The following is a 16,530-nucleotide window of genomic DNA, read 5'->3' on the forward strand; positions in this document are numbered from 1 at the left end:
TGTTGCCCGGACGATGGGCTTGGGCGTGTGCCGGATCAAGGGTGGGTGGGTGACGAGCCGGTCAGGAAGTCGAAGTCGCAGCCTTCCGGCGCCTGGGTGACGCTACGCCGGTAGAGGGCCTTGTAGCCGCGCGCCGGGGCGGGCGGCGGCGTATGCGAGGCAAGGCGCCGTGCCACTTCCTCCGGCTCGACCAGAAGGTCGATCCGCTTGTCCTTCACGGACAGGCGGATGCGGTCGCCGTCTCGCACGGCGGCGAGCGGTCCGCCGATGGCGGCCTCCGGCGCGATGTGCAGCACGATGGAGCCGAAGGCCGTGCCGGACATGCGCGCATCCGAAATCCGGACCATGTCCTTCACCCCCGCTCGGGCGAGCTTCTTGGGGATCGGCAGGTAGCCGGCTTCAGGCATCCCCGCCGCGTGCGGCCCGGCATTCTGGAGGACGAGGATATCATCGGCCGTCACATCGAGATCGGGATCATCGATGCGGCGGCTCAGGTCTTTGAGGCTCGTGAACACCACGGCCCTGCCCTCGGTCTCGAACAGGCCCGGCGTCGCGGCGGCGCGCTTGAAGATCGCCCCCTCCGGCGCGAGGCTCCCGCCCAGCGCCACGAGTCCGCCCTGTGGGGATACCGGATCCCCGAACGGCCGCACCACAGCGCGATCCACCCAGGATTCCGGGTCATCGAGCCGCTCGGCCAGAGTACGGCCCTCCACGTCCAGTGTATCGAGGTGGAGGAGCGGGCGCAGCTCGCGCAGCAGAGCGCCCATGCCGCCCGCCGCATGGAAGTCCTCCATGTAGCCCTCGCCGACCGGCTTGAGATCGACCAGCACGGGGGTCTCGTCGGAAATGGCGTTGAAGCGATCGTAGGGCACCCGGATGCCGAGGCGCCCGGCGATGGCCGTGAGGTGGACGATGGCGTTGGTCGAGCCCGACACCGCCATCAGCACGCGGATCGCATTCTCGACCGACTTCTGCGTGATGACTTGGCTCGGGCGGATCTTCGTCTCGATCAGGCGGACAGCGGCCCGGCCGGTCTCCTCGGCGGCGACCAAGCGATCCGAGTGCACGGCGGGAATCGCCGCCGTTCCCGGAAGCGACATGCCGAGCGCCTCGGCGATACAGGCCATGGTCGAAGCCGTGCCCATCACCGCGCAGGTGCCCTGGGTGACCGAGAGGCGGCCCTCGACCTCGGCGATCTCCTCGCCATCGACGGTCCCGGCGCGGTATTTCGCCCAGAAACCCCGGCAATCGGTGCAGGCACCGAGGCGCTGTCCGCGATGGCGGCCGGTGGACATCGGCCCGGTAACGAGCTGGATCGCGGGCAGATCGGCGGAGGCCGCGCCCATCAGTTGTGCGGGTACGGTCTTGTCGCAGCCGCCGATCAGCACCACCGCGTCCATGGGCTGGGCGAGGATCATCTCCTCCGTGTCCATGGCCATGAGGTTGCGGTACATCATACTGGTGGGGTTCAGGAAAACCTCACCCAGGGACACCGTGGGGAAGGGCAGCGGCAGGGCGCCCGCAGCCAGCACCCCGCGTGAAACCGCCTCCACCAGTTCCGGCATGCCCCGGTGGCAATTGTTGAAGCCGGAGGGCGTCATGGCGATGCCGACGACCGGCTTGTTCAGGAGCCGGGGTGAAATTCCCATCGAGCGGGCGAAGGAACGGCGCAGATAGCGGGCAAAATCCCGGTCACCGTAATTCGTCAGGCCCCGGTCGAGGCCGTGCGGTTCGTCGGTCATCGTGACTCCTCAGGCCTCATCGCAGGTGGAAGGCAATCCACGCCACGGCGAGGAGGATGAACGCGGTGAGGGCGTAGCGATAGGCGGGGAGCATCTCAGTCACCCGAAAGCGCACCGTCATTGCGAGCGAAGCGAAGCAATCCAGGGCTGTACCAGCGTCGGCCGATGTCTCGCTGCCCCGGGTCGCCTCACCGCGTCCGCGATGACGGCGTGGCTATCAAACCTACCGCATCACGAACGGGTTCTCGGGCGCGTCGCGGCTGGTGGAGATCCAGACGCTCTTGGTCTCGAGATATTCCTTGATCGACTCGATCCCGCTTTCGCGGCCGAGGCCGGAGCGCTTCATGCCGCCAAAGGGCATCATGTAGCTCACCGCCCGGTAGGTATTCACCCAGACGGTACCCGCCTTTAGGCCCTTCGACATCCGCATTGCCCGGCCGATATCCTGCGTCCAGACACCCGCCGCGAGGCCGTAGATCACGTCGTTGCCGATCTTAAGCGCCTCGGCCTCGTCCTCGAAGCCGATGATGGACAGGACCGGGCCGAACACCTCCTCCTGCGCGATCCGCATGGTGTTGGTAACGTCGGCGAAAATCGTCGGCTCGACGAACTGGCCGCCCTTCACGCCCTCGCCCGTCGCCGGGTTGCCGCCGAACACGCAGCGCGCGCCCTCGCTCTTGGCCACCGCGATGTAGTCCAGCACCTTCTGGTACTGCGGCGGAGTGGTGATCGGCCCGATATTGGTGCCCGCGTCCATCGGGTCGCCGAGCTTGGCGGACTTCGCCAGCTCGATCAGCCGGGCGGTGAATTCCTCGCGGATACTGTTCTGCACGAGGAGGCGCGAGCCCGCGATGCAGGTCTGGCCGGTGGCGGCGAAGATCCCGGAAATCGCGCCTGCGGCGGCCATCTTCAGGTCGGCATCGGCGAAGACGATGTTGGGCGACTTGCCGCCGAGTTCGAGGGAGACGCGTTTGATCTGCTTCGCGGCGTCCGAATAGATCCGCGCGCCAGTCGCGTCCGAGCCGGTGAAGGTGATCTTGGCGACGTCGGGGTGCTCTACGATGGCCGCGCCCGTCTCGCCGCCATAGCCGGTCACGACGTTCAGCATCCCGTCCGGCAGGCCCGCCTCCTTGAGCAGGGCAGCGAATTCCAGCGTGCTGGCGGAGGCGAATTCGGACGGCTTGATCACCACCGAACAGCCCGCCGCCAGCGCTGGAGCGCATTTCCAGGCGACGAAGAGCAGCGGCGAGTTCCAGGCGGTCAGCGCGCCGACCACGCCCACCGGCTCGTGGGTGGTAAAGGCGAAGGTCTCGGGCTTGTCGATCGGCACTTGTGCGCCTTCGATCTTGTCCGCGAGGCCCGCATAGTAGTGCCACCATTCCGGCTGGTAGCGCGTCTGGCCATGCATTTCGGCGAAGAGCTTGCCGTTGTCGCGGGTCTCGACCTCCGCCAGATGCTTCGCCTCGCGTTCCACGATGTCCCCGATCTTGCGCAGCACCTTGCCGCGCGCGGAGGCGGTCATGCTGGCCCAGGGCCCCTCGGTCATGGCGCGCTTGGCCGCCGCGACCGCCCTGTCCACATCCGCCTTCGAACCGCGCGGGATCTTCGCCCAGGGCTCGCCGCGATAGGGATCGATGGAGTCGAACCACTCGCCCTCGACCGGATCGACGAATTGGCCGTCGATGTAGTGCTGGTAGGTCTTCATGGGGCGATCTCCCTCACATGGCGGACTGGCCGGATATGGTTCAAGCCCCGATGAGGGCCAGACTTCGGCTTACCCCCGGCCGATCCAGTCGAGCACGCCGTCGAGGGTACGGAAGGCGTCGAGCGCATGGACCCGTGCCACAGGCAGCGCCGCCTGCGCCATGGTCGCGAGCGCATGGCCGGGGCCGAGCTCGATCACGTGGTCGGCTCCATATTCGCCGCAGGCTTCGAGGCAGGCCGCCCAATCGATCGTCTCGGAGATCTGGCGCGCGAGCTTGTCGAGCCCGGCCCGCGCATCGAAGACCGGCGCCCCGTCGAGCCCGCTCAAGAGGCGGGGTGCCGAGGGGGGCGGGCGATGCGGCTCGGCCTCCGCGAGGAGATCCCGGAAGCGCGTGGAGGCGGTGGCCAGGAGCGGCGTATGCGAGGGCGTCGCGACGGGCAGCACCACGGCGCGCTGCGCACCACGCTCCGTCACCTCACGGCAGAGGCGTTCCAAGGCGTCCCGCCGCCCGCCGACCACGAAGCTGTCCGGGGCATTGCGGATGGCAAGGTGGCCATCATGCGAGTGGGCGAGGTCGGTGAGGGTCTGAAGGCCGATCCCCCTGATGCCCGCCAAGGCGAAGCCTTCGCCCGATGCGGCATCCATCGCCTCGGCGCGGGCGGCGGCCAAGCGCAGCACCGTGGCGGGATCGAGCCGTCCCGCTACACCCCAGGCTGCGAGATCGCCGATGCTGTAGCCCGCCACGATCGCCCGGCCGGGCTTGGCCGCCGCGATGACGCTCCATCCGGCCAAAGCCGAAACGCAGCAGAGGACCTGCCCGGTGCTGTTGCCATGCAGCCCCTCCCCCGACTTCGCGAGATCCCGAGGATCCCGTCCGCCGAGCAGCGGCTTGGCAGCCTCGAAGACCGCGGCCGCCTCGGGCCGGTCGGCCGTGAGGTCGAACATCGCCGGATGCTGGCCGCCCTGGCCGGACAGGAGGATCGCGAGGGTCATGGCCTGTCTCGTGGGGTCATCGAGTCCATTCCACCATCGTCGCCATCGCTTCACGTCGTTCGCAAAGACGGTGAAGCGCCTTACTGGATCAGATCCTGTGCCGGTCGCATCGCCACCCGGTCGAGGGATTTGACCAGCACGGAACTGCCCGGCGGAGCGCGGTGGAGCTCCCGCCACTGAACCCCGCGGCCCTCGGCGAGAAGGATTTCCCCGTCGAGGCGCATGGGAGACTGTGCGTCGATGCGGGCGAGGCTATCGAGCAGGCCCGGCGGAATGCCGCCCGTGCAAGGCCAGAGCAGATCGAGGTCCGAGGTGGCGGAGAGATAGGTGAGGCCCGTGACCGCCTGCCAGAGCAGGGCCCCGAACGGCCGGGGCGTCAGGCCGTGGCCGCGAGCCAGCACCAGCAGCGCGTCGATGGATGCTTGCCACGCGGCTGGTGCGTGAGACGCAACATCGGTGAGCGAAGGTGGATCGACCGCCCGCACGGCTTTGGCTGGCAGGGCGAGACCAATCCGACGCTTGCCGTCGGCGGGCGGTAGGGGCAGGCCCAACGGCACGCCATCGCGCGGCTCCCCCGGCACGAAGCGCCGGACGATCAGCGGACGGCCCATCCGTGCCCAGTCGCGCAGATGGGGCACCCCGTCGAAGTCGCGCCGCCCGGCGAGCAGGCTCTCCCAGGCGTCGGGATCGGCGGCAACGAGGTCGTGGCGGGCGATCTCAGACGGCACGGAGGCGGCTGGAGACGAGATCCGCGATCTCCTCCGCGACCGGGCGTCCTCCCCGCTCGCGGCCGAGCCGGTCGCGCACGTCCGACGCGGGCAGATCGGCGATTAGGGTTTCGAGTTGCGGCCGCAGGGGCTCGGCCGGATCGAGAACCGCGTGAACGGCGCCGGTGGCGAGCATGTTGTCGAGGCCCGGCGCGAAGACCGGAGTCGATTTCGCCATCTCCTGAAGCTTCTCCAGAGGCAGCTTGGTGACGCGGGAGACCGAGGGCAGGTCCATCACGCTCGGATTGGCCCCGGGGAGCGCGGCCAGCACGCGCGTCGCCAGCGCCGTGGCGATAAAGGCGCCCGCTGCCGAGTGGCCGTAGAGAAGCCCGATGGTCGGGTGCCCCTGCTGATCCGCCAGGAGTAGAGCCTTGGCCAGATGGGCGAGGTACTCGTTGAGGCCCAGCAACTCGTCCCGGCGGCTCATGCGCTGGCTGTCGGAATCGATCGCCACGAGGATCGGCGTGCGGCCCCCCGCCCGCACCGTATCGAGGACGTGGCCCGCGAGCGTCAGAGCGCCCTCGACGCCGAGCGGCGTGTCGCCGTCGATGCCGATCACCTTGATCCGCCCCTGGGCGAACGGCCCATCGCCCGCGATCAAGCCCTCTTCGACTGAGACGGCATGGCCCTCGGGGAAGAGAGAGGCCAGGATGTCGGTGAGCGACTTAGCGGGCGTCATGGGTCGCCTCCGTCACGCGGGCCACCGTCTCCTCGAAAGAGCGGGTGTCCATGGCGGGCACCGCATCGGGATCGTTGACCCCGAGCCGCGCCCACACCTCCGTCGCGTCCCGGCACTCGCCGAATCGGGCGATGCGCCCGCGCAGGCGTGCGTGCTCGGCCTCCAATGTGGCGAGGTCGAAGGCCGGGGGCCGGCCGATCAGGTCGAGGGCGGAGGCGCGAAAGGCAGAGACGCTATCCTCGCAGAAGGCGTCGGCGGCGCCGATCAGGCGGCGATGCTTGCCGCCCATGGTGCGCCAGACGAGCGCGCGGTCCTTCGAGTCGAATTCCTCGGCGCCCTTGTTGGTCTCGATCACCTCGGGTCCCGAGACCGAAATGCGCCCGCCTTCCGTGACGGCGAGCCGCGAGCAGGTGCCCGCGATCAAGCCGCCACCGCCGTAGCAGCCCGCCCGTCCGCCGATCAGTCCGATCACGGGCACGCCCGCCGCGCGGACCTCCGCGATCGCCCGCATCGTCTCCGCGATGGCGGTCTCACCCGCATTGGCTTCTTGCAGGCGCACGCCGCCGGTATCGAACAGGATCAGCACGGCGGCGGGCTTGACCTCGATGGCCGCGCGGAGCAGGCCCACGAGCTTGCCGCCATGGACCTCCCCGAAGGCGCCGCCCATGAAGCGGCCTTCCTGGGCGGCTACGAACACCGCGCGCCCGTCGAGGGTGCCGGATCCGACGACGATCCCGTCATCGAAGGCGCGGGGCAGATCGAACAGCGGCAGGTGCGGGCTCATCCGCCGCTCGGCCGGGCCGAGGGCTTCCACGAAGCTTCCGGGATCGAGCAGAGCCTCGACGCGCTGGCGGGCACTGGCCTCGTACCAGGACAGGCGGTCGCGATCGATCAGGCTCATGCCCCCATCTCCATGAGCCGCGCTCCCTGGAGCAGGCGGAGGGAGACGGTATCTGGCCGGGCGCCGCCGTCGTTGATCGAGATGCGCACGCCGCCGGGCTGCGCGCGGGCGACGAAATCGGCCACCACCGCTTCCCAGACCTGGGCATAGCCTGCGATCGGCGTCTCGATGGCGATCTCGACCGTATCCGGCGGTAACACCCGCTCCAGAAGGATTTCGAGATTGCCGGAGGCGACGACCCCGGTGATCGCCTGCGTCTTTGAGCCGGGGAGCGGCTTCGTCGTGGTGTGGCGGAACGTCAGGGATTCCATGGCGATCACCAGTTCCTGAATCGCGCGGGCGGCTCGTAGAGCCCGCCGGACCAATGCACGAGATCCTTGATCGACCGGGCGGCAAGCAGCGAGCGGTCGGCATCCAGCGGCTCGATGCCGAGGTCTTCCGGCCGCCGGATCACGCCCCGGGCGCGCAACTCCTCGACCTTCGCCTTGTCCCGGCCCCGGCCGACCTCTGTGTAGCCCGCCACGCCGCGAATCGCCTGCTCGCGGTCATCCGCGTCGCGGCACAGCAGGAGATTGGCAATGCCTTCCTCCGTGACGATGTGGGTGACGTCGTCGGCGTAGATCATGACCGGTGCGAGTTCGAGGCCGATCTTCTTTGCGAGTTCGAGGGCGTCGAGCCGTTCCACGAAGGTCGGCACCAGCTTGTCGCCGAAGGTCTCGACCAACTGCACCACCAGCTTGCGTCCGCGCATCAGGGCCGGATCACCCACGATCTGACCCTCGCGCCCCGCTTTCATCCACGGGTCTGACGGGTGGCGGCGGCCATGCGGGTCAGAGCCCATGTTCGGCGCCCCGCCAAAGCCCGCCACCCGCGATTGGGTGACGGTGGAGGAATGACCCATCAGGTCGATCTGAAGGGTCGCGCCGATGAACATGTCACACGCATAGAGCCCGGCTGTCTGGCAGAAGGCGCGGTTCGAACGCAGCGACCCGTCCGAGCCGGTGAAGAACACGTCCGGCCGCTCGCGGATGTAGCGGTCCATCCCGACCTCTGAGCCGAAGCAGTGGATCTGCTTCACCCAGCCAGATTCGATCGCCGGAATCAGGGTCGGATGCGGGTTGAGCGCGAAATGCGTCGCGATCTCGCCCTTGAGTCCGAGCCTTTCGCCATAGGTCGGCAGCAGCAATTCGATGGCCGCCGTGCCGAAGCCGATGCCATGGTTCAGACGGCGCACGCCGTACTCGGCGTAGATCCCCTTGATCGCCATCATGGCAATGAGGATCTGCGTTTCGGTCATCGCCGCCGGGTCGCGGGTGAAGAGCGGCTCCACGAAGAAGGGGTGTCCGCCTGGACCACGAAGTCGACCCGGTCGCCGGGAATATCGACCCGGGGCACCTTGTCCACGATCTCGTTCACCTGCGCGACGACGACGCCGTTCTTGAAATGCGTCGCCTCCACGATGGTCGGCGTGTCCTCGGTGTTCGGCCCGGTATAGAGGTTGCCCTCCCGGTCGGCCGAGACGCCCGCGATCAGCGCCACATGCGGCGTCAGATCCATGAAGTACCGGGCGAACAGCTCAAGATAGGTGTGCACCGCCCCGAGCTTGATCTGGCCACCATAGAGCATGCGAGCAATCCGGGCGCCCTGGGGGCCGGAATAGGAATAGTCCAGCCGCTCGGCCACGCCGGTCTCGAACACGTCGAGATGCTCCGGCAGCACGATGCCCGACTGCACCATGTGCAGACCATGGACCTTGCTGGGATCGCACTGGACCAGCGCGCGGGCGAGGCAGTCCGCCTGTTTCTGGTTGTCGCCTTCAAGGCAGACCCGGTCTCCCGGCCGCAGGATTGCTTCGAGCAGCGCGATCACCGCGTCCGCTGGGACGACCTTGCCCCGCGCATGGACCCGCCCGGCCTCCACACGCGCGTCGCGGGCTTTCCTCTCCCCGCGCCAGTCGGCCATCGCTCGTCTCCCTGTATGCAGGATACAGGTTAGCGCAACGCCGTGGATTTTCAAACCGCACTGGTCTTAACGATTGTATATTCTATAATGACCAGTGGCAGCCTGTGCATACGGATGCAGGGTGTCAACGCGCGCCTTCTCCTCGGGCCCGACAGCCTCGGGTGGCGAGGGCCAAGGAGCCGGGTGTTCGGTGGGGGCGTGTCATGGATGCGGGGGAGCCGACGGAGGGCATAGAGCGGGGGCTGCTCTCCGAGCGCATTCGCAACGCGTTGAGCGACGCCATCGCCTCGGGCGATTTTCCTGCCGGCACGACCCTGGATGAGCAGCTTCTCGCAGACCGCTACGGCGCCTCGCGCACACCCGTCAGGGAGGCGCTACGCCAACTCGCCGCCTCGGGACTCGTCGAGATCCGCCCCCGGCGCGGCGTGGTGGTGGCGCAACTGACGCCGCAGCGAATCGGCGACATGTTCGAGACGTCGGCGGAGGTCGAAGCCCTCTGCGCGCGCCTCGCGACCTACCGGATGACGCCGCTGGAGCGCGGGGCGCTGATCGACCTGCACGACGAATCCGCCGAGGCGGTGGCGGCCGGGGACGTCGATGCCTACGACCGGCTCAACCGCGCCTTCCACGAGGCGCTCTATGCCGGCACGCATAATGGGTTCCTCGCCGAACAGGCTCTTGCGTTGCGGGAACGCCTCGGCGCCTTCCGGCGGACGCAACTGCGCCAGGGCGACCGCATCCACCGCTCGCGGGAGGAGCACGCCGAGATCCTCTCCGCCCTGTCCGAGGGCGATGGCGAGACCGCCGCCCGGAGGATGCGGGCGCATATGATCCGTGCCGCCGCTGCGCTCGGCCGTTACATCGCCGGGTAGACTCTTCTCAGTCCTCGCCTCTTCGGCCGAGCGGCAGGCTGCCGACCGGCGCGTTGAGAGCGTCGGCGAGGCGGGCAAGGCGGCCCGCCGCCTGGCTGATTCCCTCCGCCGCCCGGGCCGAGGCATCGTCCCGCTGCCGTTCCGCCGCCTCGACCACCGAGCGCGACTGGCCCACCTCCTTTTCAAGGGCCGCATAGCGTCTGCGCAGGTCCGACAGCTCGTCGGAGATGGTGAGCGCGGCCATGACATGAAGGCGCATGTCGCCGATCTCGCCGAAGCTCGTGCGCATCTGCGCGACGCGTTCGCTGAAATCCTGCGTCAGGGCGGTGAGGTGGGCTTCCTCGTCCTTCCCGCATGACATGCGGTAAGTCTTGTTGTCGATGGTGACGGTGATGATCGGCATCCGGTCAGTGCCTTTCCAGCACGCCTGAGACGGCGGCGATGGCTCTGTCGAGCCGGTGTCCGACCTCGCCCGAAGTCGCCTCGACCTGCGCAAGGCGCGCGCTCGCCGCGTCGAGTGCGGCGGCGAGGCGGCTGCGATCCTCGCCCAGCAGAGCCAGTTCCGCGTCCCGGTCGTCGGGGGCGGCCTCGGCCTCCAGGCGGCGGGTCACGGTGGCCTCCAGCCGCGACAGGACGGCGTCGAGCCTTTGCAGGGCGGCGGTCACTGGATCGGGCGCAAGTTCGTCGTCGGACGGCATCGTCATCTTGGGTTTTGCACAATGAGGCGAGATCGCAAGTTTCGACCGGATGACCTGCAATTTCCAGGGAAAAAGACCGCTCGGAGGACTCTCCGTATCTAGCGTCCCACGGGATTCACCGAAGTCTGTAACAACCGGTGGTTTGTCACTTCCAGTCGTTTGACAGGTCGAAGCACCATGTTAGACAGCCGCGCGTTCCCGAAAGTGGACCACCGAGCCTTTGGCCGGCCTGGCCCGTGACGCGTCTTCAGTTGCGCTGACCGCCCCGTGTGGCGGCTGCACGGCAGGGGCGCCGCACCGGTTCATCCCCGGTTCAATCCACCTCTTTAAGGGGTGCTCGGACGGACGAATATCGGGCCGTTGGCGCCGGGGGTACCAGGCGACCGGGCCCGCCGCGCGCGGCGGGTGCCCGGCATCAGGAAGGATCAAAGCCGTGACGAAGGTTGCCATCAACGGGTTCGGGCGCATCGGCCGCAACGTGCTGCGCGCCATCGCCGAGTCCGGCCGCAAGGACATCGAGGTCGTGGCGATCAACGATCTCGGCCCGGTCGAGACCAACGCCCACCTCCTCCGCTTCGATTCCGTGCATGGCCGCTATCCCGGCCAGGTCGCCGTCGACGGCGAGTTCCTGGTGGTCGATGGCCGCCGCATCAAGGTGACCGCCGTCCGCAACCCGGCCGAGCTGCCGCACCGCGACCTCGGCGTCGACATTGCCCTCGAATGCACGGGCATCTTCACCTCTAAGGATAAGGCGAAGGCGCATCTCGACGCCGGCGCGAAGCGCGTCCTGGTCTCGGCCCCCGCCGACGGCGCCGACCTGACGGTCGTGTACGGCGTGAACCACGACAAGCTCTCCGCTGAGCACCTCGTCGTCTCGAACGCCTCCTGCACCACCAACTGCCTCGCGCCGGTCGCGAAGGTGCTGCACGAGGCCATCGGCATCGAGCGTGGCTTCATGACCACGATCCACTCCTACACCAACGACCAGCCCTCGCTGGACCAGATGCACAAGGACCTGTACCGGGCCCGCGCCGCGTCCCTGTCCATGATCCCGACCACGACCGGTGCCGCCAAGGCCGTCGGCCTCGTGCTGCCGGAACTGAAGGGTCTGCTCGACGGCACCTCGATCCGCGTGCCGACCCCGAACGTCTCGGCGGTGGACCTCGTGTTCACGGCCAAGCGCGCGACCACGGTCCAGGAAGTCAACGATGCGATCAAGGCGGCCGCCGCCGGCCGCTGAAGGGCGTGCTCGGCGTTACCGATCAGCCGAACGTCTCGATCGACTTCAACCACGACCCCCATTCCTCGACCTTCCACCTCGACCAAACCAAGGTGATGGACGGTGTGCTCGTCCGCATCCTGACCTGGTACGACAACGAGTGGGGCTTCTCGAACCGCATGGCCGACACCGCCGTGGCGATGGCCAAGCTCATCTGATCGACCGCGACCGGCCCCGCCGCTCCATCCGGGCGGCGGGGCTCTTTTACGGCACGGCGTTCCTTCGGAAGGGTTGTTCTCGGGATGGCAGACGCGTCGCAGGGTCCGCAGGGCGGACAGGGTTTCATCCCTCAGACTTCCGCTTCCCCTCCCCCGCCTTCCCCGTCGCCCTCCCCCGCCATCGTCCCTGCCGCTGGCCCGGCCGTAGCGGCGATGGCTCCCGTTTCCGCCAATCAGCTCTTCGATCAGCTCGCCCGGATCGAGGACAAGGCCTCTCGCATCGAGGACAAGTACGCCCGCTCGGAGGCGCTGCTGTCCCGCGTCGAGGACAAGGTGGACGCCGCGACCGGCCGCATGAACGATGCCGCCCGTCAATCTGATCTTGCCGCCCTTCGCACCGAGGTGCGTGGCCTCGCTGAGCGCACCCGGCGCCTGCCCGGGACCGGCGCCCTCGTCCTGACCGCGATCATCACAGCCGTCCTCACCGTCGTGCTGACGATCGCCGTGCAGCGGCTGAACCTCGATGGGCTGCTGCCCCCGAAGGCCAACGCCGCTGCGATCCGCTGAACCCCATTCCTTTACCGATCCAACGGGACCCGATGAGCGCCTTCCGCACCCTCGATGACGCCGGCTCGATCCAGGGGAAGCGCGTGCTCCTGCGCGTCGACCTGAACGTTCCGATGGAGAATGGCCGCGTCACGGACGCCACCCGCATCGAGCGCGTCGTCCCCACGATCCGCGAGATCGCGGGCAAGGGCGCCAAGGTGGTGCTGCTCGCCCATTTCGGCCGTCCAAAGGGCAAGCGCGAGGCCAAGGATTCCTTGGAGCCGGTGGTGCCCGCCCTGTCGCAGGCCCTCGGCCAGCCCGTATCCTTCGCCGCTGACTGCATCGGCGAGGACGCCGCCAAGGCGGTCGCTGCCCTGAAGGACGGGGATGTGCTCCTGCTGGAGAACACCCGCTACCACGCGGGTGAAGAGAAGAACGAGTCCGGCTTTGCCGACGCGCTCGCCGCCAATGGCGATGTCTACGTTAATGAGGCGTTCTCGGCCGCCCACCGCGCCCACGCCTCCACCGAAGGCCTCGCTCACCGGCTGCCCGCCTATGCGGGTCGCGAGATGCAGGCAGAACTCGACGCCCTGACCAAGGGCCTGGAATCGCCGCAGCGCCCGGTCATCGCCCTGGTCGGCGGCGCCAAGGTCTCGTCGAAGATCGATCTGCTCGAAAACCTCGTCGCCAAGGTCGACATGCTGGTGATCGGCGGCGGCATGGCCAACACGTTCCTGCACGCGCAGGGCAAGACGGTCGGCAAGTCGCTCTGCGAGAAGGACCTCGCCGAGACCGCGACCCGCATCTTCGCCGCCGCCGAGAAGGCGGGTTGCCGGATCATTCTCCCGGTCGATGCCGTCTCGGCTGCCGAGTTCAAGGCCAACGCCGCGCACGAGACCGTGTCGGTCGACTCCGTGCCGGAGAGCGGGATGATCCTGGATGCCGGTCCCAAGTCGGTCGCCGAGATCAATGCCGCGATCGATACCGCCAAGACGCTCGTCTGGAACGGCCCTCTTGGCGCTTTCGAGCTAACCCCCTTCGATGCGGCGACCGTCGCGGCGGCCCAGCACGCGGCCGAGCGGACCAAGGCCGGTCAGCTCGTTTCGGTGGCGGGCGGCGGCGACACCGTAGCCGCACTCAACCACGCTGGCGTGGCGCAGGCTTTCACCTACGTGTCCACGGCAGGTGGCGCCTTCCTTGAATGGCTCGAGGGCAAGGCCCTTCCGGGTGTCGAGGCGCTGCGCGCCAAGGGCTGAGTAGACGAGCGCGTCTTCCTTCGCGACCCATCCAGAGGTGCCCGCGGAAGCGGGCCTCGCAGGGGAGCTCCAGGGAGCGCAACGGGTTTTGGAGGCCTCCTGCGAGGCCTCCGCTTCGCTACGGCACCTCAGGATGAGGTGCTCTGACGGGAAATCTGCGGCAGGTGCCGCTTCATTCGAACCGAGGTGGGACACATGGCACGCATCACCCTGAGGCAGCTCCTCGACCACGCCGCCGAGCATGAATACGGCGTGCCCGCCTTCAACCTGAACAATATGGAACAGGGCCTCGCCATCATGGCGGCGGCCGATGCCACCGACTCGCCGGTGATCCTGCAGGCGAGCCGTGGCGCCCGCGCCTATGCCAACGACATCGTGCTGGCCAAGCTGATCGACGGCCTCGTCGAGATCTATCCGCACATCCCGGTCTGCATGCATCTCGACCACGGGAATAACGAGGCGACCTGCGCCACCGCCATTCAGTACGGCTTCACCTCCGTGATGATGGACGGCTCGCTCAAGGCGGACGGCAAGACCCCCGCCGACTACAATTACAACGTCGAGATCACCCAGAACGTCACCAAGATGGCCCATTGGGCCGGCGTTTCGGTCGAGGGTGAGCTGGGCGTGCTCGGCTCGCTGGAAAGCGGCCAAGGCGAGGCCGAGGACGGCCACGGCGCTGAGGGCACCCTCTCCCACGACCAGCTCCTCACCGATCCGGAAGAGGCGGTGAAGTTTGTGCAGGCCACCAAGGTCGATGCGCTGGCGGTGGCCATGGGCACCAGCCACGGCGCCTACAAGTTCACGCGGCAGCCGGACGGCGACGTCCTGGCGATGAACGTGATCGAGGAGATCCACCGCCGCCTGCCGACGACCCACCTCGTCATGCACGGCTCCTCCTCGGTGCCGCAGGACCTGCAGGACATCATCAACCAGTATGGCGGCCAGATGAAGCCGACCTGGGGCGTGCCGGTCGAGGAAATCCAGCGCGGCATCAAGCACGGTGTGCGCAAGATCAACATCGACACCGACAACCGGATGGCCATGACCGGCCAGATCCGCAAGGTGCTGACCGAGAACCCCTCGGAATTCGACCCGCGCAAGTACCTGAAGCCCGCCATGGACGCGATGACGAAGCTCTGCAAGCAGCGCTTCGAGGAGTTCAACACGGCGGGCCAGGGCTCGAAGATCCGTCCGATCTCCGTGGCCGAGATGGCCAAGCGTTATGCCAGCGGCTCCCTCGACCCGAAGATCGGGGCCTAGTAAGCGGAGGCAGTTTCAGCCTCGCGTTCAGGGCCCATGGTCGATCAACGTCTCGCACTCCTCGGTCCCCACGGCCTCGACGCCGCGGGGGCCGAGACCCTTCTTCCCGCCCTCGAAGCGGCCTGCGCCGCAGGCGACGTGGCGGCCGTGATCCTGCGGTTCGCGCCTGCCGACGAGCGGGCATTGACCGGCCTCGTGAAGCGCGCTGCCGCCATTGTGCAGGTGCGCGAGGCCGCCCTCGTCATTGCCTGTCCCGGCTTCAACGGTGACCTCGTGCAGGTCGCCGCGCGAGGCGGAGCGGACGGCGTCCATCTCGACAAGCCACGCGATCCCGAGGGTGAGCTCTCCGACCTGCGCAAGCGGCTGCGCGACGGGCGTATCCTCGGCACCGGTGGCCTCGAATCGAAGCACATCGCCATGGAAGCGGGCGAGGCGGGTGTCGACTACCTGATGTTCGGCGGCCTTTACCCGGATGGCGCCGCGCCCGATACCGAGATCGTGCGGGCACGGGCCGGCTGGTGGGCCGAGATCTTCGAAACGCCCTGTGTCGCCGTCGCCGCAACGGAAGCGGAGCTTCCCGGCCTTGTCGAGACCGGCGCCGAGTTCATCGGGCTCGAAAGCACGATCTGGGCGACCGATGCCGATGCGGTCGGCCGGGCCCAGGCGCTGATCGGAGCGCAAGAGGGATGAGGTCGCTCACCCTCGCGCTGGCCGGATTCCTGATCGCGCAGGGGGCGGCTCAGGGGGCCGCTCAGGCCGCCTCGCTTGCCGATCCGAAGGCCACGACCGTGGCGCCCGAGAAGCCCACACGTGAATTGCCGTCGCCCTACACGCCGGGATACGCGGGAGGTGCCACGCCGCCCGCAACCGGCCAAGCGCCGGACTTCGCTTACGGCGCCTACCAGCGCGGGCAATACGTCACCGCCTTCCGGGAGGCGACGAAGCGCATAGAGGCCGATCCCAAGGATGCGTCGGCGATGACGCTCCTCGGGGAATTGTACAACCAGGGCCTCGGCGTCGCGCAGAACCCGGTCAAGGCGGCCGATTGGTACAAGCTCGCCGCCAAGCAAAACGACCCCGCCGCCATGTCCTCCCTCGGCCTCATGGCCCTCGACGGTCGTGGCGTGCCGCGTGATCCCAAGGCCGGTCGCCGCTGGCTTGAACAGGCCGCAGCGCTGGGTTCGCCCACGGCCTCCTACAATCTCGGGCTGATCCTCATCGCCACGGGCGCCCCCGCCGACGAGGCCGAGGCCGCCAAGCAGTTCCGCAAGGCCGCCGAGGCCGAGCTGGGCCCGGCGCAACACGATCTCGGCGTGCTCTACCTTCAGGGGCGGGGCGTGCAGAAGGATCCGGCGCAGGCGGCGCAATGGTTCCGCCGCGCGGCGGATAATGGCGATCTCGCGGGCGAGGTCGAGTACGCGATCCTGCTGTTCAACGGGACCGGCGTGACCAAGGACGAGCGCGCCGCCGCGCGCTACTTCCTGCACGCGGCCAAGCGCGGCAACGCCATCGCTCAGAACCGCGTGGCGCGCCTCTTTGCCTCCGGACGGGGGTGGGGAAGAACCTCGTGGAAGCGGCAGCCTGGAACCTTGCCGCCGCCGGTCAGGGTCTGTCGGACGCGTGGCTCGACCAAGCGGTCGCGGGCCTCTCGACGGACGAGAAGGCGCGCGCGGAACGGCTCGGCAACGAGCGGATCGAGCAGCAATAGG

At 68.3% G+C, this 16,530-nt stretch carries 14 protein-coding genes and 3 pseudogenes; 7 read left to right on the forward strand and 10 right to left on the reverse strand.

Going from position 1 to position 16,530, the window contains the following annotated elements:
• Positions 1–35 precede the first annotated feature (35 nt).
• The 8 genes and pseudogenes from ACFQE0_RS24315 to mdcA form a co-directional block, all read right to left on the reverse strand.
• Positions 36–1,742, reverse strand: a complete 1,707-nt coding sequence (locus ACFQE0_RS24315; RefSeq protein WP_378974199.1) for an IlvD/Edd family dehydratase — start codon at positions 1,740–1,742, stop codon at positions 36–38.
• Positions 1,743–1,965: 223 nt separating this feature from the next.
• The gene (locus tag ACFQE0_RS24320; RefSeq protein ID WP_378974202.1) at positions 1,966–3,447 is read right to left on the reverse strand and encodes an aldehyde dehydrogenase; all 1,482 of its coding nucleotides are present in this window, start codon (positions 3,445–3,447) and stop codon (positions 1,966–1,968) included.
• A 69-nt stretch (positions 3,448–3,516) separates the two neighbouring features.
• The gene (locus tag ACFQE0_RS24325) at positions 3,517–4,440 is read right to left on the reverse strand and encodes an acyltransferase domain-containing protein (RefSeq protein ID WP_378974204.1); all 924 of its coding nucleotides are present in this window, start codon (positions 4,438–4,440) and stop codon (positions 3,517–3,519) included.
• An 80-nt stretch (positions 4,441–4,520) separates the two neighbouring features.
• Entirely contained in the window at positions 4,521–5,168 is a 648-nt protein-coding gene (mdcG, locus tag ACFQE0_RS24330; protein WP_378974206.1) for a malonate decarboxylase holo-[acyl-carrier-protein] synthase, read from the reverse strand.
• The gene (mdcE, locus tag ACFQE0_RS24335) at positions 5,158–5,886 is read right to left on the reverse strand and encodes a biotin-independent malonate decarboxylase subunit gamma (RefSeq protein WP_378974209.1); all 729 of its coding nucleotides are present in this window, start codon (positions 5,884–5,886) and stop codon (positions 5,158–5,160) included. The genes mdcG and mdcE overlap by 11 nt, the downstream gene beginning before the upstream one ends.
• On the reverse strand, positions 5,873–6,787 hold the full coding sequence (locus ACFQE0_RS24340) for a biotin-independent malonate decarboxylase subunit beta (protein ID WP_378974211.1): 915 nt from the start codon (positions 6,785–6,787) through the stop codon (positions 5,873–5,875). Before ACFQE0_RS24340 ends, mdcE begins: the two co-directional genes overlap by 14 nt.
• A complete protein-coding gene (gene mdcC / locus ACFQE0_RS24345) occupies positions 6,784–7,098 on the reverse strand; it encodes a malonate decarboxylase acyl carrier protein (protein ID WP_378974213.1) in 315 nt (104 codons plus the stop codon). Before mdcC ends, ACFQE0_RS24340 begins: the two co-directional genes overlap by 4 nt.
• 5 nt (positions 7,099–7,103) lie before the next feature.
• Positions 7,104–8,749: pseudogene (gene mdcA, locus ACFQE0_RS24350) on the reverse strand (malonate decarboxylase subunit alpha).
• A gap of 203 nt (positions 8,750–8,952) precedes the next feature.
• Between mdcA and ACFQE0_RS24355 the strand changes: the two are divergent.
• Entirely contained in the window at positions 8,953–9,621 is a 669-nt protein-coding gene (locus tag ACFQE0_RS24355) for a GntR family transcriptional regulator (RefSeq protein WP_378975684.1), read from the forward strand.
• A 7-nt stretch (positions 9,622–9,628) separates the two neighbouring features.
• Here the strand turns inward: ACFQE0_RS24355 and ACFQE0_RS24360 are convergent, their stop codons facing one another.
• Positions 9,629–10,024, reverse strand: a complete 396-nt coding sequence (locus tag ACFQE0_RS24360; protein WP_378974215.1) for a cell division protein ZapA — start codon at positions 10,022–10,024, stop codon at positions 9,629–9,631.
• Between the two features lie 4 nt (positions 10,025–10,028).
• Positions 10,029–10,319 carry a DUF4164 family protein gene (locus tag ACFQE0_RS24365; protein WP_378974217.1) on the reverse strand — a complete coding sequence of 97 codons (291 nt, stop codon included), beginning with the start codon at positions 10,317–10,319 and terminating at the stop codon, positions 10,029–10,031.
• Positions 10,320–10,752: 433 nt separating this feature from the next.
• Between ACFQE0_RS24365 and gap the strand changes: the two are divergent.
• The 6 genes and pseudogenes from gap to ACFQE0_RS24395 all read left to right on the forward strand — a co-directional run bounded on the left by gap (position 10,753) and on the right by ACFQE0_RS24395 (position 16,529).
• Positions 10,753–11,756: pseudogene (gene gap / locus ACFQE0_RS24370) on the forward strand (type I glyceraldehyde-3-phosphate dehydrogenase).
• Between the two features lie 84 nt (positions 11,757–11,840).
• Positions 11,841–12,323 carry a hypothetical protein gene (locus tag ACFQE0_RS24375; RefSeq protein ID WP_378974219.1) on the forward strand — a complete coding sequence of 161 codons (483 nt, stop codon included), beginning with the start codon at positions 11,841–11,843 and terminating at the stop codon, positions 12,321–12,323.
• 32 nt (positions 12,324–12,355) lie between these two features.
• Positions 12,356–13,558, forward strand: coding sequence for a phosphoglycerate kinase (locus ACFQE0_RS24380; protein WP_378974221.1), 1,203 nt, complete (start codon positions 12,356–12,358; stop codon positions 13,556–13,558).
• A gap of 195 nt (positions 13,559–13,753) precedes the next feature.
• Positions 13,754–14,821, forward strand: a complete 1,068-nt coding sequence (gene fba, locus ACFQE0_RS24385) for a class II fructose-bisphosphate aldolase (RefSeq protein WP_378974223.1) — start codon at positions 13,754–13,756, stop codon at positions 14,819–14,821.
• A 36-nt stretch (positions 14,822–14,857) separates the two neighbouring features.
• Positions 14,858–15,511: a thiamine phosphate synthase gene (locus tag ACFQE0_RS24390; RefSeq protein WP_378974226.1), complete on the forward strand. Its 654-nt coding sequence runs from the start codon at positions 14,858–14,860 to the stop codon at positions 15,509–15,511.
• Positions 15,508–16,529 (forward strand): annotated as a pseudogene (locus tag ACFQE0_RS24395) (tetratricopeptide repeat protein). The gene ACFQE0_RS24390 and the pseudogene ACFQE0_RS24395 overlap by 4 nt, the downstream one beginning before the upstream one ends.
• The last annotated feature ends 1 nt before the right edge of the window (position 16,530 follow it).

Origin of the sequence: Methylobacterium komagatae, from assembly GCF_042661665.1 — a bacterium.
Lineage (GTDB): Bacteria > Pseudomonadota > Alphaproteobacteria > Rhizobiales > Beijerinckiaceae > Methylobacterium > Methylobacterium komagatae.

Bases quoted from the DNA above. Each gene is read 5' to 3' on its own strand.
- ACFQE0_RS24315 (WP_378974199.1), bottom strand. From the start codon at position 1,742: ATGACCGACGAACCGCACGGCCTCGACCGGGGCCTGACGAATTACGGT.
- ACFQE0_RS24320 (WP_378974202.1), bottom strand. From the start codon at position 3,447: ATGAAGACCTACCAGCACTACATCGACGGCCAATTCGTCGATCCGGTC.
- ACFQE0_RS24325 (WP_378974204.1), bottom strand. From the start codon at position 4,440: ATGACCCTCGCGATCCTCCTGTCCGGCCAGGGCGGCCAGCATCCGGCG.
- mdcE (WP_378974209.1), bottom strand. From the start codon at position 5,886: ATGACGCCCGCTAAGTCGCTCACCGACATCCTGGCCTCTCTCTTCCCC.
- ACFQE0_RS24340 (WP_378974211.1), bottom strand. From the start codon at position 6,787: ATGAGCCTGATCGATCGCGACCGCCTGTCCTGGTACGAGGCCAGTGCC.
- mdcC (WP_378974213.1), bottom strand. From the start codon at position 7,098: ATGGAATCCCTGACGTTCCGCCACACCACGACGAAGCCGCTCCCCGGC.
- ACFQE0_RS24355 (WP_378975684.1), top strand. From the start codon at position 8,953: ATGGATGCGGGGGAGCCGACGGAGGGCATAGAGCGGGGGCTGCTCTCC.
- ACFQE0_RS24360 (WP_378974215.1), bottom strand. From the start codon at position 10,024: ATGCCGATCATCACCGTCACCATCGACAACAAGACTTACCGCATGTCA.
- ACFQE0_RS24365 (WP_378974217.1), bottom strand. From the start codon at position 10,319: ATGCCGTCCGACGACGAACTTGCGCCCGATCCAGTGACCGCCGCCCTG.
- ACFQE0_RS24375 (WP_378974219.1), top strand. From the start codon at position 11,841: ATGGCAGACGCGTCGCAGGGTCCGCAGGGCGGACAGGGTTTCATCCCT.
- ACFQE0_RS24380 (WP_378974221.1), top strand. From the start codon at position 12,356: ATGAGCGCCTTCCGCACCCTCGATGACGCCGGCTCGATCCAGGGGAAG.
- fba (WP_378974223.1), top strand. From the start codon at position 13,754: ATGGCACGCATCACCCTGAGGCAGCTCCTCGACCACGCCGCCGAGCAT.
- ACFQE0_RS24390 (WP_378974226.1), top strand. From the start codon at position 14,858: ATGGTCGATCAACGTCTCGCACTCCTCGGTCCCCACGGCCTCGACGCC.